Genomic DNA, 22,441 nt, shown 5'->3' on the forward strand with positions numbered 1-22,441 from the left:
TTAAACCTTCCTTGCTTGCCTAAAAATTAAAAATCCCGCTAAAACAATGAACAATCCTACAATAGCATTCATGCCATAGCCGGAATCTGTTTTCGGCAATTTTGCACCTTTTACTGTTTTATGCTCATTGTCCTTTACAGCTTTTAGCTTTTTTTCTATTTTTTGCGAAACGTTTTTCTCTTGTTTCACACTTTTGGCTTCTTGAGCGCCGTGACGAATCGTTTGCCCAGTTCGATGTAACGTATCTGAATCAACGATTTCTCCGGTAATGAAGAGATCAGCCAAAAATTCTCCACTTTCACTGTATATGTTGATTTTCAATTTTGCATTGATCAATTCTTTCAAGTTAAATAGATCAAACAGCGAAAGCTCCTTTTCAGACCCATCTTTTACAAGGGAAAATGTAACTTTAATTTTAAAAATACGTTGAAAATCTTTAAAAATCGAAATTAACTCCTCGATTTGGCTCTTTGTAAGCTCTGTCGCTTCATCAAACCCTTCAAAAGCCATCATCCGATCCGCCAAGTCCAACAAAGCTATAATTGTCTCTTCTTTCATAAGATGCTCTTCAATTGATCGCAAATGGTTCTTTAACCGCTCGATTTCTTCTTTTGTCAATCCGTATTCCTGCTCAAAAACCGTTAATAAATCGTAAAGGAGCTCGTCTTCTACACCAGCATCCCATTCTTCACTTAAAAATGTTATAACATCCTCTTCCAAATCATCTAGAAAAACGTAATCCTCCAATTTTTTTCCGTGTTCTTGAAGCAGCTGGCGCAACTCCTTTTCATTTAAATCATATTCATCATAAATATAGGATAAATTGCTTAAATCCTTTTTAATAACTTCTCCTAAAAATCTTTCTAAACTTTTAACGGTTTTAAAGTCTTCCAGTTTTCTCTCATATAAACTCAAAGATCTATTAATATGGTCAATCGTCACAGGAAATCCTCTAATACTACTAATTTTCGCCAAATAGTCTTGCAAATTTTTATCAAAATTTGGATCACGCTCTATGTAAAGCATGACGGCATCATACAAATTTTCTACAAACACATACTCATCTAGATCTTCACCGTGTTCTTGAAGCAGCTGGCGCAAACTGGCTTCATTTAAATTAAATTCGTCATATATTTCGGTTAAATTGCTTAAATCTTTTTGAATGACCTCTCCTAAAAAATCACGAAGTTCTTCAACAGAATCAAAATTTTCGATCTTTTCTTCATATTGAGCTAACGAAAATTCGATATGTTCTCTTGTAACTTTGAAACCTCTTTGTTTACTTACTTCCTCTAAATATTGATTCAGTTCTTTCTCAAAAGATGCTTGTTGTGCAGCTGATGACGGCTTTGGCATCACTCCTATCCACAAAATAAAAGCTAGTAATATGAATCCCCATTTTTTCATCATAATCCTCTTTTCCTCTTTTTTTATATCTCTTGAGAAAATTATAAATAGGAATAACGAATCAATCAACAAAATTTTTACAATTTTTACAAAAATTTTTACATGCACAAAAAAAGTGACTTCTAAATTAGAAGTCGTTTAATGTTAGAAGTCGTTTTCTTCATTTTCTTCATTCAAATTTTGCAATTGCTGCAATTCTATGATTCGACTTTTATCTTTTTCAAAAAATTGAATCAGATCCCCTATTCGGTCAATAGCATCCCAGCTCAAATGGTGCTCAATTCCTTCCACGTCGCGATAGATGTTTTCTTCTTTGACGCCAATAATCCGCAAAAATTGCTCTAACAGATCATGCCGGTAGACGAGGCGTTTTCCGATTTTTTTTCCTTTCGGCGTTAAGACGAACCCTCTATATTTTTCGTAAACTAAGTAGTCATCCTTGTCGAGCTTCTGCACCATTTTTGTAACGGAAGAAGGGTGTACAGATAACGCTTCTGCTATATCCGACACTCTCGCATAGCCTTTATTTTCAATTAGCAAATATATTTGTTCAATATAGTCTTCCATACTCGGGGTTGGCATTGGTTATCCTCCATTAATATCTTCATCATACAAAGTTTACTATATAAAAGCACCATAAGACAAGCGTATGGAGGAGATCAACCGTTATGAAAGACAATTTAATAGCCGATTTTCATCCTGTCTTTTTTACAGTTTTATGCAATCGCAAATATCTCGCAATCCATCCATGTTTCGGAGAAAACAAAAAGCTTATGAAAAACACTAATCCTGTGGCAAATGCCATTGAGCCAGAAATAGAAGTGTCGACCCAAGCTGCTATATAATAGCCCGCTACAGCAGATATTACGCCAAATAATCCGCTTAATACTAGCATAATAGAAAGTCTATCTGTCCAAAGATATGCCGAGGCAGCTGGAGTAATTAACATCGCAACGACCATAATTGCGCCGACCGCATCAAAAGAAGCAACTGTCGTGATCGATACTAAGCATAAGAATACATAATGCATGAGTAAAACAGGAATCCCTAAGCTGGCAGCAAGCGCAGGATCAAATGAAGTGATTTTCCATTCTTTATAAAAAGCGACAAGAACAAATAAAACAACAAACAAAACGAGAGCCAGCAATGCTGTAGCCTTCGGAACCTCGCCAATTAGAGGAAGTGAAATTTTATTCCAAGGTATAAAGGTGATTTCCCCCATTAAAGCATGTTGAACATCTAAATGTGCATTTCCTACAGAAGTCGCTATTAAAATAACGCCAATAGCAAACATCGTCGTAAACACAATTCCTATTGCTGCATCTTGCTGAACGTCTAAAGAATGAAGCCATTGCACTAAAAAAGCTGTCAATAGTCCTGCAAATATAGCACCAATGAGCATATGAGTTCCGCTTAATTCACGCGTAATAATAAAAGCGATGACAATTCCTAACAGAACCGTATGACTAATTGCATCAGCCATCATCGCCATTTTCCTGAGTATCAGAAATACACCTATTAAGCCGCAGGACAGCCCTACTAAAGAAGCAGTTACGATAATCCACATAGCATGATAAGTCATGGTTATTCTACCCCTTTTGTTCTTAAGGCCTTACTGGTATGAATATTCACTAATCTTTTTTGCATTTTCAATTGTAAATACTTGACCAGAATCCCTTTCTCTTTGCCAAAGAAAAGCGATAAGAAAAACAGCGCAGACGCCACAATGACGATAAAAGGTCCTGTAGGCCATCCTCTTCCCAATGCACTGATGAATGTTCCTAATGCTCCAGCCGCTCCCCCAAACAGAGCTGATATGATAATCATCCGTTGAAAAGACTGTGTCCAATAGCGGGCACTTACTGACGGGATAATCAGCAGGGCGGCAATTAAAATAACTCCTACAGCTTGAATCCCGATGACAATCGTTGTGACAAGAATCGTTGTATATAATCCGTTCATCCATTTAAGTGACAGTCCTAATCCTTTTGCAAATTCCGGATCGAAAAGATATATTTTCCATTCTTTAAATGCAACGAATACAATCAAAATAACCGCCAAAGCTAGGATTAACATTGTAGTGACATCTGATCTGACCATCGAGGCGGCCTGACCGAAAATAAAACTGTCCAAACCGCTCTGATTTCCGCCTGACGTCCGATTCACAACTGTCAGGAGCATGATTCCTAAGCCAAAAAAAATAGACAGCACCATTCCCATCGCCGTATCTGCCGAAATTCTAGTTGATGAACGTATCCATTGGATAAATGATGCTCCAATCAAAGCGCTGATGGATGCTCCAATGATCATGACAAATAAGTTTTTTTCTCCAAGTAGAAGAAAGGCGATCACAACACCGGGCAATGCTGCATGAGCTAAGGCATCGCTCATTAAGCTTTGCCGCTTCCAATAGGCTAAACAGCCCATTGTTCCAGCAGCAATCCCAAAAATCATCGTGCTAAATAACACCCATTGTGTGTTGCTATTTAATAGGATTGTGAACATGAAGACTCTCCTCTCTCAACCAGCGCAAGTCTCCTCCATAAGTTCGCGAAATATTTTCTCTAGTAAAAATTTGCTTCGTTTTTCCGTACTGAATGACGGTGCGATTTAATAAAAGAACATGGTCAAAATAATCTTCTACTGTTTGCAAATCATGGTGCACGACCATGACCGTTTTTCCTAAAGCTTTTAATTCTTTCAGCAATGTCATAATAGCGCGTTCTGTTGCTGCATCAACACCAGCCAGCGGTTCGTCCATAAAATACAAGTCGGCATTTTGCACTAATGCGCGTGCTAAAAACACACGCTGCTGTTGACCGCCAGAAAGCTGGCTTATCTGACGGTCAGCGTAATCAGCCATCCCTAATTTTTCCAAGGCCTCGAATGCTTTTTGTTTATGCAATCGGGATGGCCGCTTCAGCCATCCGATTTGCCCATATAGTCCCATAGTGACAACATCCAATGCGTTTGTTGGAAAGTCCCAATCAACCGAACCTCGCTGTGGTACATAACCGATCCTTTTTTGGACCTTGTTGAATGGCAATCCGAAAAATTTCACTGATCCCGTTAAGGAAGGGTGAAGATTTAATATTGTTTTTAAAAGCGTCGACTTTCCAGCACCGTTCGGACCGACGATTCCCACTAACGAACCAGCCTGCACTACAAAATTCACATCGAAGAGCACTGTATTTTTTCGATAGGAAGCGGACAGATTCTCTACTTGAAGCACTGCTTCAGCCATGCTATTTTCCTCCTTCGCTTAATGCTTCATAAATCGTATTGATATTATGGCGATACATTCCTATATAAGTTCCTTCTTCTGTTCCTTCCTCACCCATTGCATCAGAGTAAAGCTCCCCGCCTAATGTAACGTTAATTCCTTCACTTTTCGCTCCTTCTATGACAGCCTTGATCGATTTTTCATTAATACTTGATTCGATAAATACGGCAGGAACTTTGTACTTTTTAATAATGTCAATCGTATCTTGAATATCTGTAACACCGATTTCGGAATCAGTGCTAAGTCCTTGAAGACCAACTACTTTAATGCCGTGCATTCGTCCGAAATATCCGAAAGCATCATGCGCTGTGACAAGAACTCTTTGACTTTCTGGAATGTCCGCAAGCTTTTCGGCTTCTTTTTTCAAATCAGCTAATCTAGCAAAATATTTCTTTTTATTTTCTTCAAAATAATCTGCGTCTTCCGGAGAGAATTCTTTTAATTGTTCAACCGCAGCATCCAATGCCTGCTGCCAAAGGTCCAGATCAAACCAAATATGAGGATCAACTACCCCTTTTTCATCCTTTAAAAGAGATTCTTCAGGAATGGTTTCACCGACTGCAAGAACAGGTTTTGATTCAGAGATCTTTTCAAATATTTCAACCATGTTCGCTTCCAAATGCAATCCGTTGTAAAAAATGATATCTGCTTCTTCAAGAGTTTCCATATCACTTTGAGTAGCCTTATACAAATGAGGGTCTACAGACGGCCCCATTAAACTTTTGACATTTAAACGATCGCCGCCGATTACAGACAACGGCTCGCCAATTTGTGCAATCGTTGTGACGACATTAATTTTTCCATCTTTTGATCGTTTGGATGCTTCTTGTCCAGAACTACATGCGCTTAACACCAGCAAGGCACTAATTAAGAATAAGCACCCCATTTTTTTCATAACATTTTTCATTTTTTCGCACTCTCCTTTTATTTTTATGAATTGATTTGATTTTTAAGTCAGCCCATCTCTCTAGTTTATTGGTGAACGATTTCTATTTAATATCGACAACCATTCTGGCAAATTGTGAATTCAGGAATCAAACATTGTCCGTTTTTTATAGAAAACTCCTATATGTAACCTCAATTTGTTTTTATTCCTGAGAAGAAACAAAACTGAAAAAACGCAATCAATGAATAAATGCCAAAACACTTACAGACATGAATTTCATTTCGCTAGTTGATTTGTTTCAGCTTCGCCATTCAGCTTACCGTTTGGCTTAATACTTTACAGAAAGTTGCCGGATTCATGTTGCACAAATAGGAAATTTTTTCATTCACCTTCTTTTTTACCATAGTTATAAATATTTCCTTAGTGCAAACTTTATGTTAAAAAAAATTCCTTCACACATATTTATTTTATTGAGTTTAAATTTTGTTGTTATTGCACATATTTTTCCTTAACGCAAATTTAATACCATTTTTGAGAAACTGTCAAGTATAAACTATCTAAATAAACGGGAGAAATTAAAACGAAATGGAAGAACCGCATTCGTACTCAGCGGTGCAAAGAGATGAGGAACACTCGCACAAGTATCCTAATGAATGATGATCAAGGAAGGATTTGCTTGGTATTTTCTAATACCGGATAACTAAGATACAATTTTCTCTACAATCATAAAAAGCCTTATTATGATACGAATTATATATAGACCCCATCAGAGCTGTTTGTTTATCGATTTCAATATGGGACTCCTGCAATAAATTTTCTAAAGTCTCGGTCAATCTTGTTGAACCGGGAAATTTTTGATTGAATAAAACCACGCACTTCTTCAAGTACAACGACCGTTACACAAATTTAAAAAGGGACAACAATGAATCTATTGTTATCCCTATTTTTGTTAAATATATTTTGGCGCAATCCTTTTTAGTTTGAGCAGATCCTCTGTGGTGTCAATGTCAAATCCCCATTCTGAATTTTCAAACGGTACAGCCATTAAGCTGGAATAATGTTTTTGGACAATTGATTTTCCTCCCTCATCACCTTGAATTTGCTCAAATTCATCAAATAATTCAGCATCAAACAATACAGGGTGTCCAAGCACATTATTATACTTAGGGCGGAAAATGCGGACACCTTCTTTTCGATATTGATCATAAGATTCTAGTAATTTAGTTATAACTATTGGAGGTACAAAGGGCTGGTCTGCCAAAAATACGAAGACTGCATCCGTTCGTCCCTTTAAAGCCTGAATCCCTGCTTTAAGAGAGGAAGCCATGCCGGATTCATAATCCCGATTCTCAATGATTTCTATTTCTGTTAAATCAGATGTGTGTTTGCGCAGCTCTTCGATATGTTTGCCGCCGACCAATACAATTGGTTTTAAGCCAGCTGCGGTAGCGGTGTTCACAGAGTAGCGAAATAATGGCTTCCCACCTAGAGATAATAACAGCTTTGGTTTTCCCATCCGTTTTGACATTCCGGCTGCTAAAATAATTGCTCCAACCTTTTTCAAACCATCTCTCCCCCAGACTCATTGTCACTGTCTCAATTCCTCAACCGCACCCAGCAAATACACTTCCGCTTTCTCACCTGCATTAAATCCTTTTCCCCCAGGCACTTTAACGAGACAATTGCTTTCCAGAAAGCTGGACAGAACATTAGAAGCTTGTTTCTTTGATATTTTCACTCTTAGTTCACCGGTTGGGGAAACGTACGTTAATCCTCGTAAAAACCGGGTGTGAAGCATTTGCTTCCCTTCAATTGCCTCGTCACATACAACCGTTACCCGTTTCGGCAGCGGATCCTTAGAACCGCTCATATAGCGTATAGCAGGCAGCACATAAAGATGTGCATTGACGTAAGACGAAGCTGGATTTCCTGCCAAAGCAAAAATCGGCTTATCCTGCCATACTCCGCACAAAACTGGCATTCCAGGGCGAGCTAATGTTTTCCAGAATATCACTTTCGCATTAATTTTTTCAAATACCTTTCCAAGGAAGTCATATTCGCCCATGGACACGCCTCCGCTTGTTACTAAAATGTCCACCTGCTGTAGAATCTCTAGCATCTTTTTTTCTAGCTCTTCTACTTTGTCCGGGGCAATCCCGAAATAAACCGGTTCACCTCCTGCTTGACTCACTTGACCGGCCAGCATTACGCCGTTACTGTCACGAAGCTTTCCAGGGACGATCGGCTCGTCTACGTTTAATAATTCACTTCCCGTTGAAAGAATACCAACCTTAGGCTTCGCATAAACCGCAACAGATGCAATCCCGAATGTAGCGAGCAGACCCAGTTCAATTGGTCCTAAAAGCGTCCCTTGTGTGAGGACGTCCTTCCCTTCTTCAACATCTTGTCCCTTTTTGGCAATAGCATCGCCAATTTTAACCGATTGATAAACCAAAACGCTTTCGCTATCTTCCATTGCATTCTCAGTTTTCTCTACCATAACGACTGCGTTTGCACCTTCGGGGATAGGTGCTCCCGTCATAATGCGGCTGGCCGTACCTTGGGTAATTTTTTGTTGAGGTAAATATCCAGCGGGAATCTCTTCCAAAACCTTCAGCTTTACCGGGTCAGAAGCGCTGGCATTGATCACATCCTCCGCACGCAGAGCGTAACCGTCTACAGTGGAACGGTCAAACATAGGGACATCGTGATCAGCCCTTACCGTTTCCGCTAGATAGTACCCAAGAGCTTTAGACAGAGGTATGGTAATAACCGGAAGGGGACGTATCACAGAGAGAATAAGACGTTGTGCTTCTTCAAATGGGATAGGGGAAGAATTCGGGATATATAACATGCAATCACCACCTGTATATTTTGAAATGATCCTGCGCCTTTCATTAGTTGAAAAATACGTTCTTTTGTCCCTTCAGTCGACCGACAATTTCGTTGTTATCATAGCGATTAGCAGAAATATATGTTCTTTTCTCCCCCCGCTCTGTTTTATCCTCCAATATAGTACATCTCTATCTTCTTTTTGTTCGGCATCGTTGTATTGTTAAATCTTTCTTCAGAGTAACGATCAGCTCGACGGCTCCAAACATCCTGAATGAGATTCCTAATTTCTTCATCCTTTGCCCCGCTGCGGAGCTGCGCCCGCAAATCTGTCCCTTGCGAGGCAAATAGACAGGTGTAAAGATTGCCGTCCGCTGAGAGGCGAGCTCTTGTGCACGTGGAACAAAAAGAGTCCGTTACGGAAGAAATAATGCCTATTTCCTCATTTGTGCCGCGATAGCGATAACGAGAGGCTACTTCTCCAAAATAATTGGACGGGATCGGTTCTAACGGCATTTCAGCGTTTACACGTTCGAAAATTTCTTGCTTAGATACCACTTGTGTAAGATTCCAGCCGTTGCTATTTCCTACATCCATAAATTCAATAAAGCGTAAAACATGTCCGGTCCCGCGGAAGTGACGCGCCATGGGCACAATGTCCTGATCATTGATCCCCTTTTGTACAACCATATTCACTTTCACCTTCATACCTGCCTTTGCGGCCGCTTCAATCCCTTCAAGAACTGTTTTGACGTCACAGCGGCCGCCGTTCATTTGGCGAAAAACTTTATCATCTAAGCTGTCCAAACTAACGTTGACACGGTGAAGACCAGCGTCCTTTAACGCTTTCGCATGTTTGGCAAGAAGAGAACCGTTCGTAGTCAAAGCAATGTCAGAAATACCCTCTATAGAACCGAGCATTTCAATTAACTTCGGCAGCTCTTTGCGCAGCAACGGCTCTCCCCCTGATAGGCGAATTTTCTCGACGCCAAGTGAGGCAAAAATGCGAGCCAGTCGAGTTATTTCCTCAAAACTGAGCAACTGATCATTTTTGAGAAATTGAAAATAAGGACCAAAAATCTCCGCTGGCATACAATAGCGGCAGCGAAAATTACACCGATCAGTAACTGAAATGCGCAAATCACGGAGAGGACGCTGAAGGGTATCGGTTATTTTGTTCATATTGCCCATTTTTACACTCTCCTATCATGCTAACATTATTTTGGAGAAAAAGCTTCTCATGAAAATTTCAAGTTGTTCCGAATTTTTGAAACTTTTTGATGCAGGCGTTGATGAATCAGTTCTCACTCGTTTTTTAGTTACCGCCTAAAAATATAAATGGCGGAGGATGGAGAAGACTCCATCTAAAACTCCGTCATTTGTTTCAATTTTTCAAGCAAGCTTATTTTCAAAAACGAGTGATACTCTGGTATTGCCTCCGGTACTGCTTATAAAACCTGCTGACCTTGGTTTATAAAAAGGAGATGGCCGGAAATCCTATTATATGTTTCTATCAAGTTGAAAATTATGTCTAGTCATTCTAAATCTTCAGACAATATTTTCGGTGTGCACCAGCTCCTGCTCCTCAGATCAGAGTCAAAGATAGCTTGATTAAAAGCTTTGCTTAATGTCCTTCTCAGAAAAATTGTTTTAATGTTCGAATGCTCATCATGGCAACTTCCTAATGATTTCATTATTTTACTGTTGAAAAGATATTCCATTGACCTGATTGCAGCTGATCACATAATTGAGCGAGAAATCTTCCACCGTAGGCGCCATCAATTGTACGATGATCAAATGAAGCATTTAATGTGATCATCGGCTTTATCAAAGTTTCATGACGATTCGTTAAAACAGGCTGTTCTATTATATTTCCAACTGCTAAGATGCCGGTTTCAGGAGGATTTACGATTGCCACAAACTCGTCAACTCCAACTGAGCCAAGATTGGAAATTGTGAAAGTTCCTCCACGCATTTCTTCAGGCTTCAATAAGCCTTTTCTCGCTTTTTCAACCAATTCTGTTCTTTTTTCTGCAATCTCGATTAAGGACAATTGATCTGCCTGATGGATGACGGGAACAACTAAACCGTCATCAATAGCAACCGCTAGACCAATATTAATATCTTCATGCTCCAAAATATAAGGATCTCCTTCAGAATCTATGAATGAGGCATTTACCCTCGGGAATTTCTTCAATGTTAAAGCCACCGCCTGTATGAGAAAATCATTAAATGATAAACGAACGCCTGCCGAATGTTCAATGCTTGAAACTACTGCCTGCCGCAATTGCACAATGGATGATACATCGACTCTTTTCTTGATTTGGAATTGAGGAACATTCATAAAGCTTGCGGTCATTCGCTGCGCAATCGTTTTTCTCATACTTGTAAGGTTAACCCTTTTCCCTTTAGCATGTATCGATGCTATGACTTTATTTTCTGTTTTAACACTTTGATTCACTACATTTGCAGCTGCTTCCGCCACATCTTTCAGAATCACTCTTCCCCTTGGTCCCGAGCCTTTAATTTTGGTTAGATCTACTCCGCGCTGCTTTGCAAGTCTTCTAGCTGCTGGAGAAACTCGGATTCTTTCAGTCTTTCCTGGTGAGATGTTCTCTTCTTTTACAGGATTATGATCGGAGCTGCCTTTTTGTTCGGTGGAATGTTTACCACTCGATACATATGCAAGAACAGTTCCTACTGGTACAGTTTCACCTTCATCCACAACAATTTCTTCTAACGTTCCCTCTACTTCTGATTCAACCTCAAGACTGGATTTTTCAGTTTCTACAATTAAAATTGGGTCATCTATTTTAATGGTATCACCAATTTTGACCTCCCATGAAACTATACGAGCCTCTTCCATTGATGAATCCAATTTAGGAAGTACAATTTCCTGCCGCACCTTTTTTCCTCCTTCGTCATAACACATAGATAGCATCTTTTTGTATATATAAATTGCAATTATTTATCAAAATGCTTTCAAATAATTGTTGTACTGTGCCATTACACTGTTTCCATTTGTAAATACAAAGATTTTTTTACTCCTTGAATGATATCTTTCGTTTGTGGGAGCATTTCTTTTTCTAAATTTAAGTTATATGGAACAGGAACATCTTCCGCCCCCACTCGTTGTACCGGTGCATCCAGATCATCAAAAGCCTCCTCTTGAATTCTGGCAGCAATTTCAGCTCCCCAGCCGTAAGAACGAGTCGCTTCATGCACAACAACTACTCGGTTCGTCTTTTTTACTGACTCCTTAACTGTTTCTATATCTAGAGGAACAAGAGTACGCAAATCAATTACTTCAGCATCGATTCCTTCTTTTTCTAATTCTTTTGCAGCTTCAAGCGAAAACTGTACCATTCTTGACAGCGTAACAATCGTAACATCCTTTCCAGACCTTTTAATATCCGCCTTTCCTAAAGGAATCGTGTATTCCTCTTCCGGAACTTCTCCTTTTTGAGAGTAAAGCATTTTATGTTCAATAAATATGACCGGACTTCCTTCCCGGATGGATGCTTTCAATAATCCTTTCGCATCATAAGGGGTAGAAGGTGCAACGACTTTGAGCCCCGGAATATGTGCAAATAATGTTTCAAGGCTTTGCGAGTGCTGGGCGCCATTTCCTCTTCCCCCGCCGCCTTGTGTACGTATTACCATTGGAACGCTCGTTTGTCCTCCAGACATATAGGCCATTTTCGCTGCCTGATTAATAATTTGATCCATCGCTACTAGCGAAAAATCAATCCACATAATCTCAATGATCGGCTTTAACCCCGTCATCGCTGCCCCAACTCCTGCTCCGATAAATCCGGTTTCAGAGATAGGTGTATCGATGACTCGTTCTTTTCCGAATTCATCAAACAAACCTTTTGTCACCTTAAAAACGCCGCCATATGAACCAATATCTTCCCCTAAAAGGATTACTCTATCATCTAATGCCATTTCTTCTTTAAGAGCTTCATTGATTGCTTGGGCATAACTGATGATTCTATTAGTAGACATCATTAAAGATCTCCTCCATTTCAGGTTCTTCAGATTTCATCGCACGTTCATATGCAATGTCAATTTCTTGTATGACTTGTTGTTGTATTTCATCTAATTCTTTTTCGTTCAATACATTTTGTTTTAAGCATACATCCCGAAAATATCTGATCGGTTCTTTTTGTCTCCATTCCTCCACTTCTTCTTTTGTTCGGTACGTCTCCGCATCACCGATCATATGTCCTAACAATCTATAAGTTTTGGCTTCTATAAAGGTAGGCCCTTCACCTGAACGCGCCCGTTCCACAGCTTGTTTTGCAACCTCATATACAGCTCGCACATCATTTCCATTCACGATGATCGACGGAATGCGATAGGCCAGTCCTCTTTCTGCTAAATGCTCATTTAATACAGCATTTTTAATTGGCGTCATTTCTGAATATAGATTGTTTTCGCAAACGAAAACGACCGGCAGTTTATAGATCGCAGCCAAATTTAGAGCTTCATGAAATGCTCCTTGGTTTGTCGCCCCATCTCCGAAAAACGCAACAGAAACTTGATTCTTTTTCAACGTTTTGATGGATAAACCTGCTCCGACAGCAATTGGAATACCTGCACCGACGATGCCATTCGCTACTAATATCCCAAGCTCTTGAGATGTAATATGCATAGGGCCCCCTTTTCCTTTGCAATAGCCTGTCTTCTTCCCTAAAATTTCGGAAAATAATTGAAAAGGATCGGCCCCTTTTGCTAATGCTTGACCACGCCCCCGATACGTAATGGAAATATAATCGTCTTTTTTCAAATTCATACAAACTCCAGCTGCTACAGCTTCTTGGCCAATAGATGAGTGAAGTGATCCACCCATGAGTCCTTTTTTGTAAATTTGAATGCTTTTTTCTTCAAATACACGTATCGTGTTCATAATCCGCCATGCTTGTATGAACCAGTTTTTATCCCAATTGAAATTGTTTTCATTTAAGTGGTATGTTTGAAGCAGCTCTTGCATTTCCATAAACCTCCTTGTATTCCATCACCATACAGATATGCTTTTGCTAGAATCTTGATTTTATTATGGTTAAAGTCAATTACGAACATAGATAGGCTTTAAGAATGAGTCACAATCTCATCTAAAGCAGAGGCGATTTTCCTAGTCGTTTGAAAAACTACGGGGCTGTCCAAAAGGTCAGGGTTAACTGACTTTTTGGAGCCCCTTCATTTTAGGAACTTATCAGAACCATTTTTCCTATCTTGTTTATATCCTTCAGAAGGCTTATGAAGGACTTTTCTTATGCTCTCTTTCTGAATTAAGTTCTTCAAAAGTTTTATAACGGACATTCAGCACATACAATTGCTTCTTGTTGGACTTCATTGCCTCTATGAGAACATGTACAAATTTGATTCCATTATTTTTGTCCTTCACAGTAGTATTTCTCCCAAATCCTTCATTTTAGGAACTCATCAGAACAGCCCCTGATTATTTATTTAACCAGCCAATTCCGATTGTTTTAATTTTTCTGCAGCTGCTTTTACCGATTTAATAATTCCTTGATATCCTGTACAACGGCACAAATTACCGGACAACGCTTCACGAATTTCTTCATCGGATGGATCAGGATTTTCTTTTAAAAATTCGTAAACAGATATCACAAATCCTGGAGTACAGAACCCGCACTGCAAACCATGATTTTCCCAAAAAGCCTCCTGAATCGGATGAAGGTGATCAGGCGTTCCTATTCCTTCAATGGTGGTAATGGAGCGATTATCTGCTTGAACCGCTAACAGCAAACAGGAACGGACTGCCTGACCGTCCACCAATATCGTACAAGCGCCGCATACCCCCTGTTCACAACCAACATGTGTTCCCGTTAAACCTAATTCTCTCCGGAGAAAGTCACTTAGTAATGTCCGAACATTCACTTCACGCTCATATACCGTTCCATTGACAGTGACCGTGATTTTTTTGCGAGTAGTTTTATCTATCATGTAAATTCCTCCCCCTACTTTTCATTATTTATTTATTGTTTCCTCACATTTTCTTTAAAACTTTTCAAACCCCGCACAAATGCTATATGAAGAAATATGGGTAAAGGGATGTTTTCTTATCTATGAGGAAGTGAAACATCCCGTTATGACCCCCTTGAATTTACATTTGTCTCATGGTCGCTCTATTGGGACCATTCGGTGTAACCGCGAGTGAAGGCGAACATGTTCTCCGTACACTTACAAAAATTCGTCTGTATTCCGAATTAAAGCCGCAGCGATCGGTGGTGACAGCATTCGTAAAAAGAAGACCGCCGGCTCTCGGTATGATCAAGCCTTTTATAGCGGTCATTTTGTCTGATTCAACACCTACAAATGACCTTTCTTCAATGGTTCAAAGTCAATGATTGAAATTTCGAAAATGAAACGAGCAGCGATCATCTCGAGCTCTTTTCGAAAAAGAGGAATGCAGGTAATGACTGTTACTAGTGTCATTTGCTTAATTTTTTCATCGAGTTATAATACAAGTGAGTCCTCTTTGGTTTTTTCGTTAGGGAAACGGCCTCAAACCCTTATCAAAACCAAGGGGACTTTTTATTTTTCTTCATTACTGAAATGTTCCTTTAATTTGTTGGTATGCCTTTTGTAAAGCCCGAATACTCAATACGGATGACGCTTCTTTTCGATACTCAGCACTGGAAATTTCAGAAACACGGCGTCCCATGATTCTCGAAAGCTGCAATGTATAGCCAGCTTTTGCATCTGCTTCAGGATCTGGATTGACTTCATTCTTTATATCGTTTGCTAATTGATCAAGAATTTCCTGAGTAAATGGTTTCCCAATCAATTGTGAAACAGATTGCACTTTGTAAGGGACACCTTGAGGGCTGACATTCCCTAAAGCTACCTGAGCATCTTTCACCGTGTCATCTTCATTTAACTGAAGAGTCGCCGCTGCTGAAACAATGGGAATATGTCCATGTCTTCTTGTTACTTCCAAAAATCCATATCCCGTCTCTTTTGTTAATTTTGGGAATATGATTTCGACAATGATTTCATTTTGTTTCACTGCTGTTTTAAAGTGGCTGACGAAAAACTCTTCTCCGGAAAGTACGCGTTTGCCATCAGGACCGGCAATGACAAACTGAGCATTTAACACACGAGCAACGACTCCGTATTCAGCGCCTGGCGGATTTTGTCTCAGGCTTCCTCCTATCGTACCTCGATTGCGGATCTGGAAATGCGCAATATGAGTAACGGCTTCCTGAAGCAAAGGACAATTTCGTTTTACAATTTCAGACTTTTCAACGGTGCGGTGTCTTGTTAATGCCCCGATTTTAATGGCATCACCCGTTTCTTCAATATAATCAAGATCTGTGATCCCATTTATATCAACCAAACATGAAGGACGAGCCTGCCTTAAATTCATTTCCTGCATCAGACTTTGTCCTCCAGCGATGATGACTGTATTGTCTCCGTACTTTTCGAGTGCGGTTATCGCTTCATTTACACTTTTAACAGCCACATATTCAAATGGAACTGGTTTCATTCATTCTTCCCCCTAACCTATCATTTTCCGGAAAATAACGCTTTCAAAGAATCATTACCTTCGTAAGATACAAATACAATTCGAAAATCTCCAATTTTCGCAATCATATGTTCCATTTCTCCCACTGTAAAGTGCGCGAGAATCTCACCTCCAGCTTCCAAAACAGCAGGATGAACGTCTTGTATGTTCTCCACACGAAGGTGAAAGCTTCTCAATGATTCTTTCTCTAAATCTGTCTCTTCTAAAAGTTCAATTCCTAGCGGAGAAAAAGCCACTTTTATCACGGAATCGTTTATTTGCACATTTTGCCGCTGAAAAGTTGTTCCGAAGAGCCTCGAAAAAAATTTGATCGATTGATCGATGTCTTTTACCTGCAATGCCACTCGTTCAATTCCTTTAATTTTCATGAACTGACGTCCCTTCTTTTAGTCCGTTCCTATATTTTTTTACTACTTCATAATCATGACTAGGAAGAACAATATCAGCCTCATTCTTAATTCGAATCATCGCTCGATAGGTAGCCTCTAAATCGTAAATTAATCCAGGTGGAATTTCTTGATTAATATTTAATTCAACATTTCTGGCAATGTCTCCAAGAATAACTGCGGTGCCGAATTCAGTTTGGACATATACTGCTTGGCTGCCTGGCGTATGAGTGTTTTGGAATAAGACACATTTCACCCCAGGAGCTATTTCTGTATCCCCTTCGATCAAATGAACTTGAGGCCACAATGGGTCAATTAATTCTGCAATGTCTTTTCTGTCATAAAATAACGCCCCTCCCCCGATTTTCAGCTGCGAAGATACCATTGGTGCCGCAGCAGCCTGCAATTCAGTGCGTTGGACGATGAATTTTGCATTCGGAAATTCGGCGCATCCTCCTGCATGATCATAATGGAGGTGAGTTAGAATTACCTTTTTTATCTCTTCAGCTGTAAAGCCATGGTTCTTCAATTGGGTGCGAAGGCTCCATTCAGGTTTTGTCCGATGAGGACCTAAGCCATGAACGGTCTGGCAGCGTTCAGCATCTCGAAAACCGGTGTCCACTAAAATTGGCTCTTCATTAAATGTCGGAACTAAAAGCCAAGCTAAAATCGGCACCGTTACCATCGATTTGTCGCCGCTCAGCGACCAAAATGTATCTAATACCTTTGATACATCTGCTTCTCCAAGCACCAAAGGGTATATTTCCCAATTATGATTTGACATTTTGCATTTCCCCTTGCTTAATCCATTCTAAAACTCGTTCAGGAGTAATTGGTAAATCTTTTACAATTACACCAAAAGGTGATAAAGCGTCTTCTACCGCATTCGCTACTGCTGCTGGAGACGGAATCGTTCCGCCTTCTCCCATTCCTTTTGTACCAAGCGGTGTAAAAGGTGATGGGGATTGCATGTGAATGGTTTCGATGTCTGATACATCCATTGCAGTTGGACATAAGTAATGCTGAAAATCAGGGTTTGTCATTAATCCGTTGCTGTCATATGCAAGGTCTTCTAACAGCACGCCACCAATTCCATGTGCGATGCCGCCGGCAATTTGTCCATCTGCAATCATAGGATTGATAATTGTGCCGCAATCATGGGAAACAACGAATTTGTCTACTTTCACAAGCCCGGTTTTAATGTCAACCTCTACTAGAGCAACAAAGACTCCTGTCGGATGTGTCGTATAAAGATTGACTCGCCCGTGTTCATCAGGCTCCCACTTCACTACTTTACTCGTCCATGTATAGGTTGCTTCTAAATTGCAATCTATTCCTTCCGGCACTGTCGCATAAGGTCCCGGCCATAGATAAACTTTATTGCCGATTTCTTTTAAACTGATGGCTGCTTCCGGATTTGTCGTCCCTTTAACCCTTACTGTTCCATTTGCCATTTCAAGATTTTCCGGATCTTCCTTAAGCAGATAACCGGCAATTTTTAAAAGCTTCTCCTTTAACATCTTGGCAGCTTCATATACGGCAGAAACAGTATACGTTGCACCTCTGGAAGAAAATGGACCTAATCCGTACGGCGTAATATCCGTATCTCCATAAACAAATCGAATATCGTCTATATCTACATCCATAACTTGTGAAACAACTTGTGGAATCGTTGTTTCAACCCCTTGACCTATGTTCTGATGGCTGGTTAATACTTGGAAATGTCCCTCAGGCGTCATTCGTACAGTTGCTGCCTGATAACCATTAAATATGCCATTAAAGACAGCAGCGCCAGACGGCTCAAGCATAGCGGCGATTCCAAGTCCAATGTACTTGCCTTGTTTACGAAGCTCTAATTGTTTCTTTTTAAAGTTTTGATAATCGATTTTATCCATTACGAGATCCATAAGTTTATCAAAATCTCCGCTATCATAAAGCGGCCCAGAAATTTGTTGATAAGGAAATTCGTCTTTCTTTATAAAGTTGCGACGTCTTAATTCTTCTGGTGATATACCAAGTTTTCGAGCTGCTATATCCATCATCCGCTCAATAGGATAATTGGCAATATCCTTTCCATATCCGCGGTGCGCACCATAAGGCGCTTTATTTGAAACGACCCCAATGATTTCTACGTCATAAACAGGCACTTTATATGGACCTGGAAAATAAGCACCTGCTACCGATAAAGCAGGGGTTCCCGGTGCATGGCAAGTTCCATCAACCCCAATATTTCCAATCAGCTTCGCTTGAAGTCCTGTGATGCGAAAATCTTTGTCGAACCCAATTTTCACCGTGCAAGTATAGTCTCTAGAATGAACTCCAGTTAGAATATTCTCTACTCTGTCTTCCGTCCATTTAACCGGCTTGCCAAGCATGCGCGCCATGATACAAGCAATGATTTCTGCATTTGCCTGCAATTTTGTGCCATAACCGCCGCCAACATCCGGGGCAATAACTCGTATATTATGCTCAGGCATTTGCAATGTCTGGGCAATCAGCGTACGTACTTGAGAAGGTGCCTGTGTCGAGCATGTAACTGTCATCTTTTTAGATCCAGGATTATATTCGGCAATACATACACGAGACTCCATCGGAGTTCCGGTGTAGCGGTTGTGTGTAATGGTTTCTTCAAAGACATATTCCGAATTGGCAAATGCATCGTCTATATCGCCGATAGTGGTTCTCGATTCTAATTGTTTATTATCTCCCCATTCTTCATAAAGAAGCGCCTTTGGCTTCAGTGCATCCTCAATCGTCACAACAGCTGGTAAAACCTCATATTCTACTTCAATAAGATCGACTGCATCTTCAGCAATATATCGGTCTTCGGCAGCAATAACGGCCACTGGCTCACCGACATAGCGAACCTTTTTATAGGCAATCGCATACACTTCTGGTACTTTGTTAAATATATTGATCGTCGGTGCAAGTGGTCCTGAATATTGAAGTGCCTCTTCTCCCGTTAGAACAGCTACTACTCCAGGCAGTTTTTTCGCTTTGCTTGCATCAATATTTACAATACGTGCATGAGCATGAGGACTCCGTACAATGGCCAAATGTAACATGCCTGGTTTTTCAATATCATCGGTAAATTGTCCATTACCAGTCAAAAGTCTTATGTCTTCTTTACGCTTCAAACTTACACCTAAACCTTTTTTTACAGTAACCATTTTTTCGCCTCCTCTGTTTTTTTATTTCTTAATTATTTTTTGATTAGGATCATTTGTCCTTGTAATCCTTGTAATCACCTCCTTAAAGAGGGATAACTATATTTTGAATATTGGGAATATTAGGAATATTAAAATGATCATTTTATTTATGAGCTGCTCATGATACTAACTGACGGTCTTTTTTCTTACGCAAAAATCCGCCCGCACGCTTGTTTCGAAAAGCAATGATCTCAGCAAGAATACTTAACGCTATTTCCTGAGGAGACTCCGAACCAATATCTAATCCAACAGGATTAAATATGTGATCATATTGGTCAATGTCGTCTATTTGAAGAGCTTTAAATATTTTTTGGCATCTAGAACGCGGACCTAAAATCCCAATATACCTTGCATCCGTATGAAGTATATGTTTCAGAACATTTATATCTCGTTCCAAATGATGGTTCATAATGACCACATACGATTTGGAACTGACTTTTACCTTTTCGGGAATTGAGCTTGCATCTGCTAAAATTCTTTTCGCACCTGGAAAACGAGCTTCTGTTAGATAGGCTGATCTTGGATCGACTACGGTTGTATTAAATCCTAATCTAACACTAAACTCTGCTAAAGGAATGGCATCATGACCCGCACCAAAAATGATTAATTCAATCGGAGGAATATTTACATCAAAAAATACATCGACTTTTTCTCCGTTTGATAAGGTGAATGTTTTTGTTTCCGATTTTGGATTTGTACTTTGTAATAGATTTTTCGAAAAATCGCAGACGAATTGATGTAATTCATTATTGTCCAGCTTACCTACCGTTTGATAGTTTTCAGAAACAAAAATTTGCTTCTGTCCGGAATGTGAACGGGGTAAGTCTAAAGTTGTTGCTAAAACACCCATTTTTTCTTCTTTTACACAAGAAAGCCAAGCTGTCAATGGATTCTTTGAAAAATCTTCAATCGAGCGATCTAATGTTAATTCATCAAAATTGATTTTTTCAATATAGATATCAACAGTACCAGGACATCCTAGCCCCAGCCCCCAGACGAGATCTTCATCCATATCATAACGCCTTAGCACAGGTTTTCCATTCTCTATAACCTGCTTAGCAGCTTCGGCAACATCGGGTTCAAGGCAGCCGCCAGAAATTAAGCCGGTTGTGTTACCGCTTTCATCAATTAGCATTTTGGCCCCTTCTCGTTTATAGGCCGATCCTTTTACACGAACGACTGTCGCTATCGCCGCTTTATTCATTTTATTTCCATTCTCCAAAATTTGGTCTACAATACTTTTGTTATCGTTCAACTGTCTCTCCCCCTATTTTCGGAACGTATCCCAACATTCTGGAAACTTGAAATGCTGCTTCTTTTAATTGCGATGTAAAATCATTTTGATTTTCTCTCATTCTCGTTGTTGGACCGCCTAATCCGATTGAGCCAGCCATATTTCCAGTAAAATTAAAGATAGGTACGGCATAGCAAGTTAATCCTATTTCAATTTCTTCCCTGTCAATCGCATAACCGTTTCTTTTAATCTCAAGTAATTCTTTCCGAAGTTTATGAGCATCTGTAATGGTGTTCTCTGTATATTTTTTCATCCCTTTTTCCTCTAAAATTTTTTCGACTTCCTCCCATGTGAAAGTGGAAAGAATCGCTTTTCCGACCGCTGTGCAATGAACAGGTCTTCTCATCCCAAGCTGAGCTGTCGTTCGAATGGACTGCGTCCCCTCTTTTTTGTAAAGATAAACAATTTCTCCGTTGTAGTAGCCAGCCAAAAATGCAGTTTCTCCCGTTTTCTCCGCCAATTTTGTCAAATAGGGGGCAGCGATATCGACAACTTCAATATTATTCAATCCCGAAACACCGATTTGTACCGTTTTCCAGCCAACATAGTATCTTTCAGTATTTGCATCTAAATGAATATAATCACAATGCTTTAACGTTTCGATCAGCCGATAAATGGTAGTTTTCGGCATATCCAACTCTTTCACTAAATCAGCTAATGAAATACCGCCATTTGCAAAAGCAACCTTCTCAAGAACAGTGAGTGCTTTTATAACTGTTGAATTGATCTGTCTATCTGAGGGCTTAGGATTGACCATGAATATTTCTCCTCCTATGATACCGCTCACAAATCAAATTTGGAACGTTGTTTCAATTTTAATAATAAAAAAGACCTTTTTTTATGTCAATATAATTTTTATTATTTTCTATAAATTCTAAATGAAGTTACTATTATTAAATTTCTTGCTTAATTCAGGCAACCAACCATTAGGAGAAATGAGTACGTCAAATTGTGCAGGATCAAATAGAATATTCAAAGGACAATTCCATTCTAGTCGATACCGATTTTCCGATCATAGGTTTTCAGTAGTTGCTTACTATACGAGTAAAATCAAAGGCTCTGAAACATATGATCAGTAATCTATAATCTCTCAATCTATAAAAGATTAAATTATTTTAAAACTTTCGGGGGGTCGATTTTTTAAAAAACTGTCACTGCAAATGGTATCATTCAATAAATACGAGAAGGTAAATATAAACACGAAACGTTGTACAGTAAACAAACAGCGAGTTAGCTTCTAATCATAAACTACCTTCATGAAAACACATAAGTTCTGCCTCTAAAAAGAGCGATAGGTGAAATCTTAAAAAATTTGTCTACTTCATTGACTAATATCATTTCTGTTTTTGACACATTGCGGATGTGGCCATCATTTAACTTATTAAGTTGAGGTGCTTTATCTGTTGGGATCACAACAGCTATCCCGCGAAGTTCTCATCATCTCTCAGGAACATTTTTCATAAAGATTTCTGTTTTCTTTTTCTCTATGATCATGTTATTGATCGAAAAAGTATGTAATTTTGAAACGATCTAAGAGCTTATTCTATGTGGTGATATTATCTTTTTCAACGGAACCATAAATACAT

General features: G+C 39.5%; 19 protein-coding genes. All 19 read right to left on the minus strand.

Annotated features, from left to right (window positions below; translation table 11 throughout):
* Positions 1-1,410 (minus strand): processed acidic surface protein, encoded by a 1,410-nt coding sequence (locus NSQ61_RS13045; protein WP_340807250.1) that lies wholly within the window; start codon positions 1,408-1,410, stop codon positions 1-3.
* 141 nt (positions 1,411-1,551) lie between these two features.
* Positions 1,552-1,989: a transcriptional regulator MntR gene (gene mntR, locus NSQ61_RS13050; RefSeq protein ID WP_063386346.1), complete on the minus strand. Its 438-nt coding sequence runs from the start codon at positions 1,987-1,989 to the stop codon at positions 1,552-1,554.
* A gap of 112 nt (positions 1,990-2,101) precedes the next feature.
* Positions 2,102-2,989, minus strand: coding sequence for a metal ABC transporter permease (locus tag NSQ61_RS13055; protein ID WP_066246941.1), 888 nt, complete (start codon positions 2,987-2,989; stop codon positions 2,102-2,104).
* A 2-nt stretch (positions 2,990-2,991) separates the two neighbouring features.
* Positions 2,992-3,912 carry a metal ABC transporter permease gene (locus NSQ61_RS13060; protein ID WP_144597189.1) on the minus strand — a complete coding sequence of 307 codons (921 nt, stop codon included), beginning with the start codon at positions 3,910-3,912 and terminating at the stop codon, positions 2,992-2,994.
* Positions 3,890-4,651: a metal ABC transporter ATP-binding protein gene (locus NSQ61_RS13065; RefSeq protein WP_063386349.1), complete on the minus strand. Its 762-nt coding sequence runs from the start codon at positions 4,649-4,651 to the stop codon at positions 3,890-3,892. The genes NSQ61_RS13060 and NSQ61_RS13065 overlap by 23 nt, the downstream gene beginning before the upstream one ends.
* 1 nt (position 4,652) lies before the next feature.
* Entirely contained in the window at positions 4,653-5,597 is a 945-nt protein-coding gene (locus NSQ61_RS13070) for a metal ABC transporter solute-binding protein, Zn/Mn family (RefSeq protein WP_340807254.1), read from the minus strand.
* 928 nt (positions 5,598-6,525) lie between these two features.
* Positions 6,526-7,140, minus strand: a complete 615-nt coding sequence (locus NSQ61_RS13075) for a nucleotidyltransferase family protein (protein WP_117017039.1) — start codon at positions 7,138-7,140, stop codon at positions 6,526-6,528.
* Between the two features lie 24 nt (positions 7,141-7,164).
* On the minus strand, positions 7,165-8,430 hold the full coding sequence (locus NSQ61_RS13080; protein ID WP_066246947.1) for a molybdopterin molybdotransferase MoeA: 1,266 nt from the start codon (positions 8,428-8,430) through the stop codon (positions 7,165-7,167).
* 146 nt (positions 8,431-8,576) lie between these two features.
* Positions 8,577-9,599 (minus strand): GTP 3',8-cyclase MoaA, encoded by a 1,023-nt coding sequence (gene moaA, locus NSQ61_RS13085; protein ID WP_066246949.1) that lies wholly within the window; start codon positions 9,597-9,599, stop codon positions 8,577-8,579.
* 502 nt (positions 9,600-10,101) lie between these two features.
* On the minus strand, positions 10,102-11,313 hold the full coding sequence (locus NSQ61_RS13090; protein WP_162877023.1) for a dihydrolipoamide acetyltransferase family protein: 1,212 nt from the start codon (positions 11,311-11,313) through the stop codon (positions 10,102-10,104).
* A 101-nt stretch (positions 11,314-11,414) separates the two neighbouring features.
* Positions 11,415-12,416, minus strand: coding sequence for an alpha-ketoacid dehydrogenase subunit beta (locus NSQ61_RS13095; protein WP_339212195.1), 1,002 nt, complete (start codon positions 12,414-12,416; stop codon positions 11,415-11,417).
* The gene (locus NSQ61_RS13100; protein WP_144597185.1) at positions 12,406-13,404 is read right to left on the minus strand and encodes a thiamine pyrophosphate-dependent dehydrogenase E1 component subunit alpha; all 999 of its coding nucleotides are present in this window, start codon (positions 13,402-13,404) and stop codon (positions 12,406-12,408) included. The genes NSQ61_RS13095 and NSQ61_RS13100 overlap by 11 nt, the downstream gene beginning before the upstream one ends.
* A 476-nt stretch (positions 13,405-13,880) precedes the next feature.
* Complete coding sequence (locus NSQ61_RS13105; protein WP_063386354.1) at positions 13,881-14,381, minus strand: (2Fe-2S)-binding protein; 501 nt, start codon at positions 14,379-14,381, stop codon at positions 13,881-13,883.
* A 604-nt stretch (positions 14,382-14,985) separates the two neighbouring features.
* Positions 14,986-15,927 (minus strand): FAD binding domain-containing protein, encoded by a 942-nt coding sequence (locus NSQ61_RS13110; protein ID WP_327873641.1) that lies wholly within the window; start codon positions 15,925-15,927, stop codon positions 14,986-14,988.
* Between the two features lie 20 nt (positions 15,928-15,947).
* Positions 15,948-16,334 (minus strand): VOC family protein, encoded by a 387-nt coding sequence (locus NSQ61_RS13115; RefSeq protein ID WP_340807258.1) that lies wholly within the window; start codon positions 16,332-16,334, stop codon positions 15,948-15,950.
* Complete coding sequence (locus tag NSQ61_RS13120) at positions 16,324-17,136, minus strand: N-acyl homoserine lactonase family protein (RefSeq protein ID WP_144597178.1); 813 nt, start codon at positions 17,134-17,136, stop codon at positions 16,324-16,326. The genes NSQ61_RS13115 and NSQ61_RS13120 overlap by 11 nt, the downstream gene beginning before the upstream one ends.
* On the minus strand, positions 17,123-19,522 hold the full coding sequence (locus tag NSQ61_RS13125) for a xanthine dehydrogenase family protein molybdopterin-binding subunit (protein ID WP_327873639.1): 2,400 nt from the start codon (positions 19,520-19,522) through the stop codon (positions 17,123-17,125). Before NSQ61_RS13125 ends, NSQ61_RS13120 begins: the two co-directional genes overlap by 14 nt.
* Positions 19,523-19,679: 157 nt before the next feature.
* Positions 19,680-20,765 (minus strand): XdhC family protein, encoded by a 1,086-nt coding sequence (locus NSQ61_RS13130; RefSeq protein WP_327856943.1) that lies wholly within the window; start codon positions 20,763-20,765, stop codon positions 19,680-19,682.
* 40 nt (positions 20,766-20,805) lie between these two features.
* Entirely contained in the window at positions 20,806-21,612 is an 807-nt protein-coding gene (locus tag NSQ61_RS13135) for an IclR family transcriptional regulator (RefSeq protein WP_063386360.1), read from the minus strand.
* Positions 21,613-22,441: the final 829 nt, after the last annotated feature.

It is taken from the genome of Aeribacillus sp. FSL K6-1121 (assembly GCF_038003725.1).
In the GTDB taxonomy this organism is placed as follows: Bacteria; Bacillota; Bacilli; order Bacillales; family Aeribacillaceae; genus Aeribacillus; species Aeribacillus composti.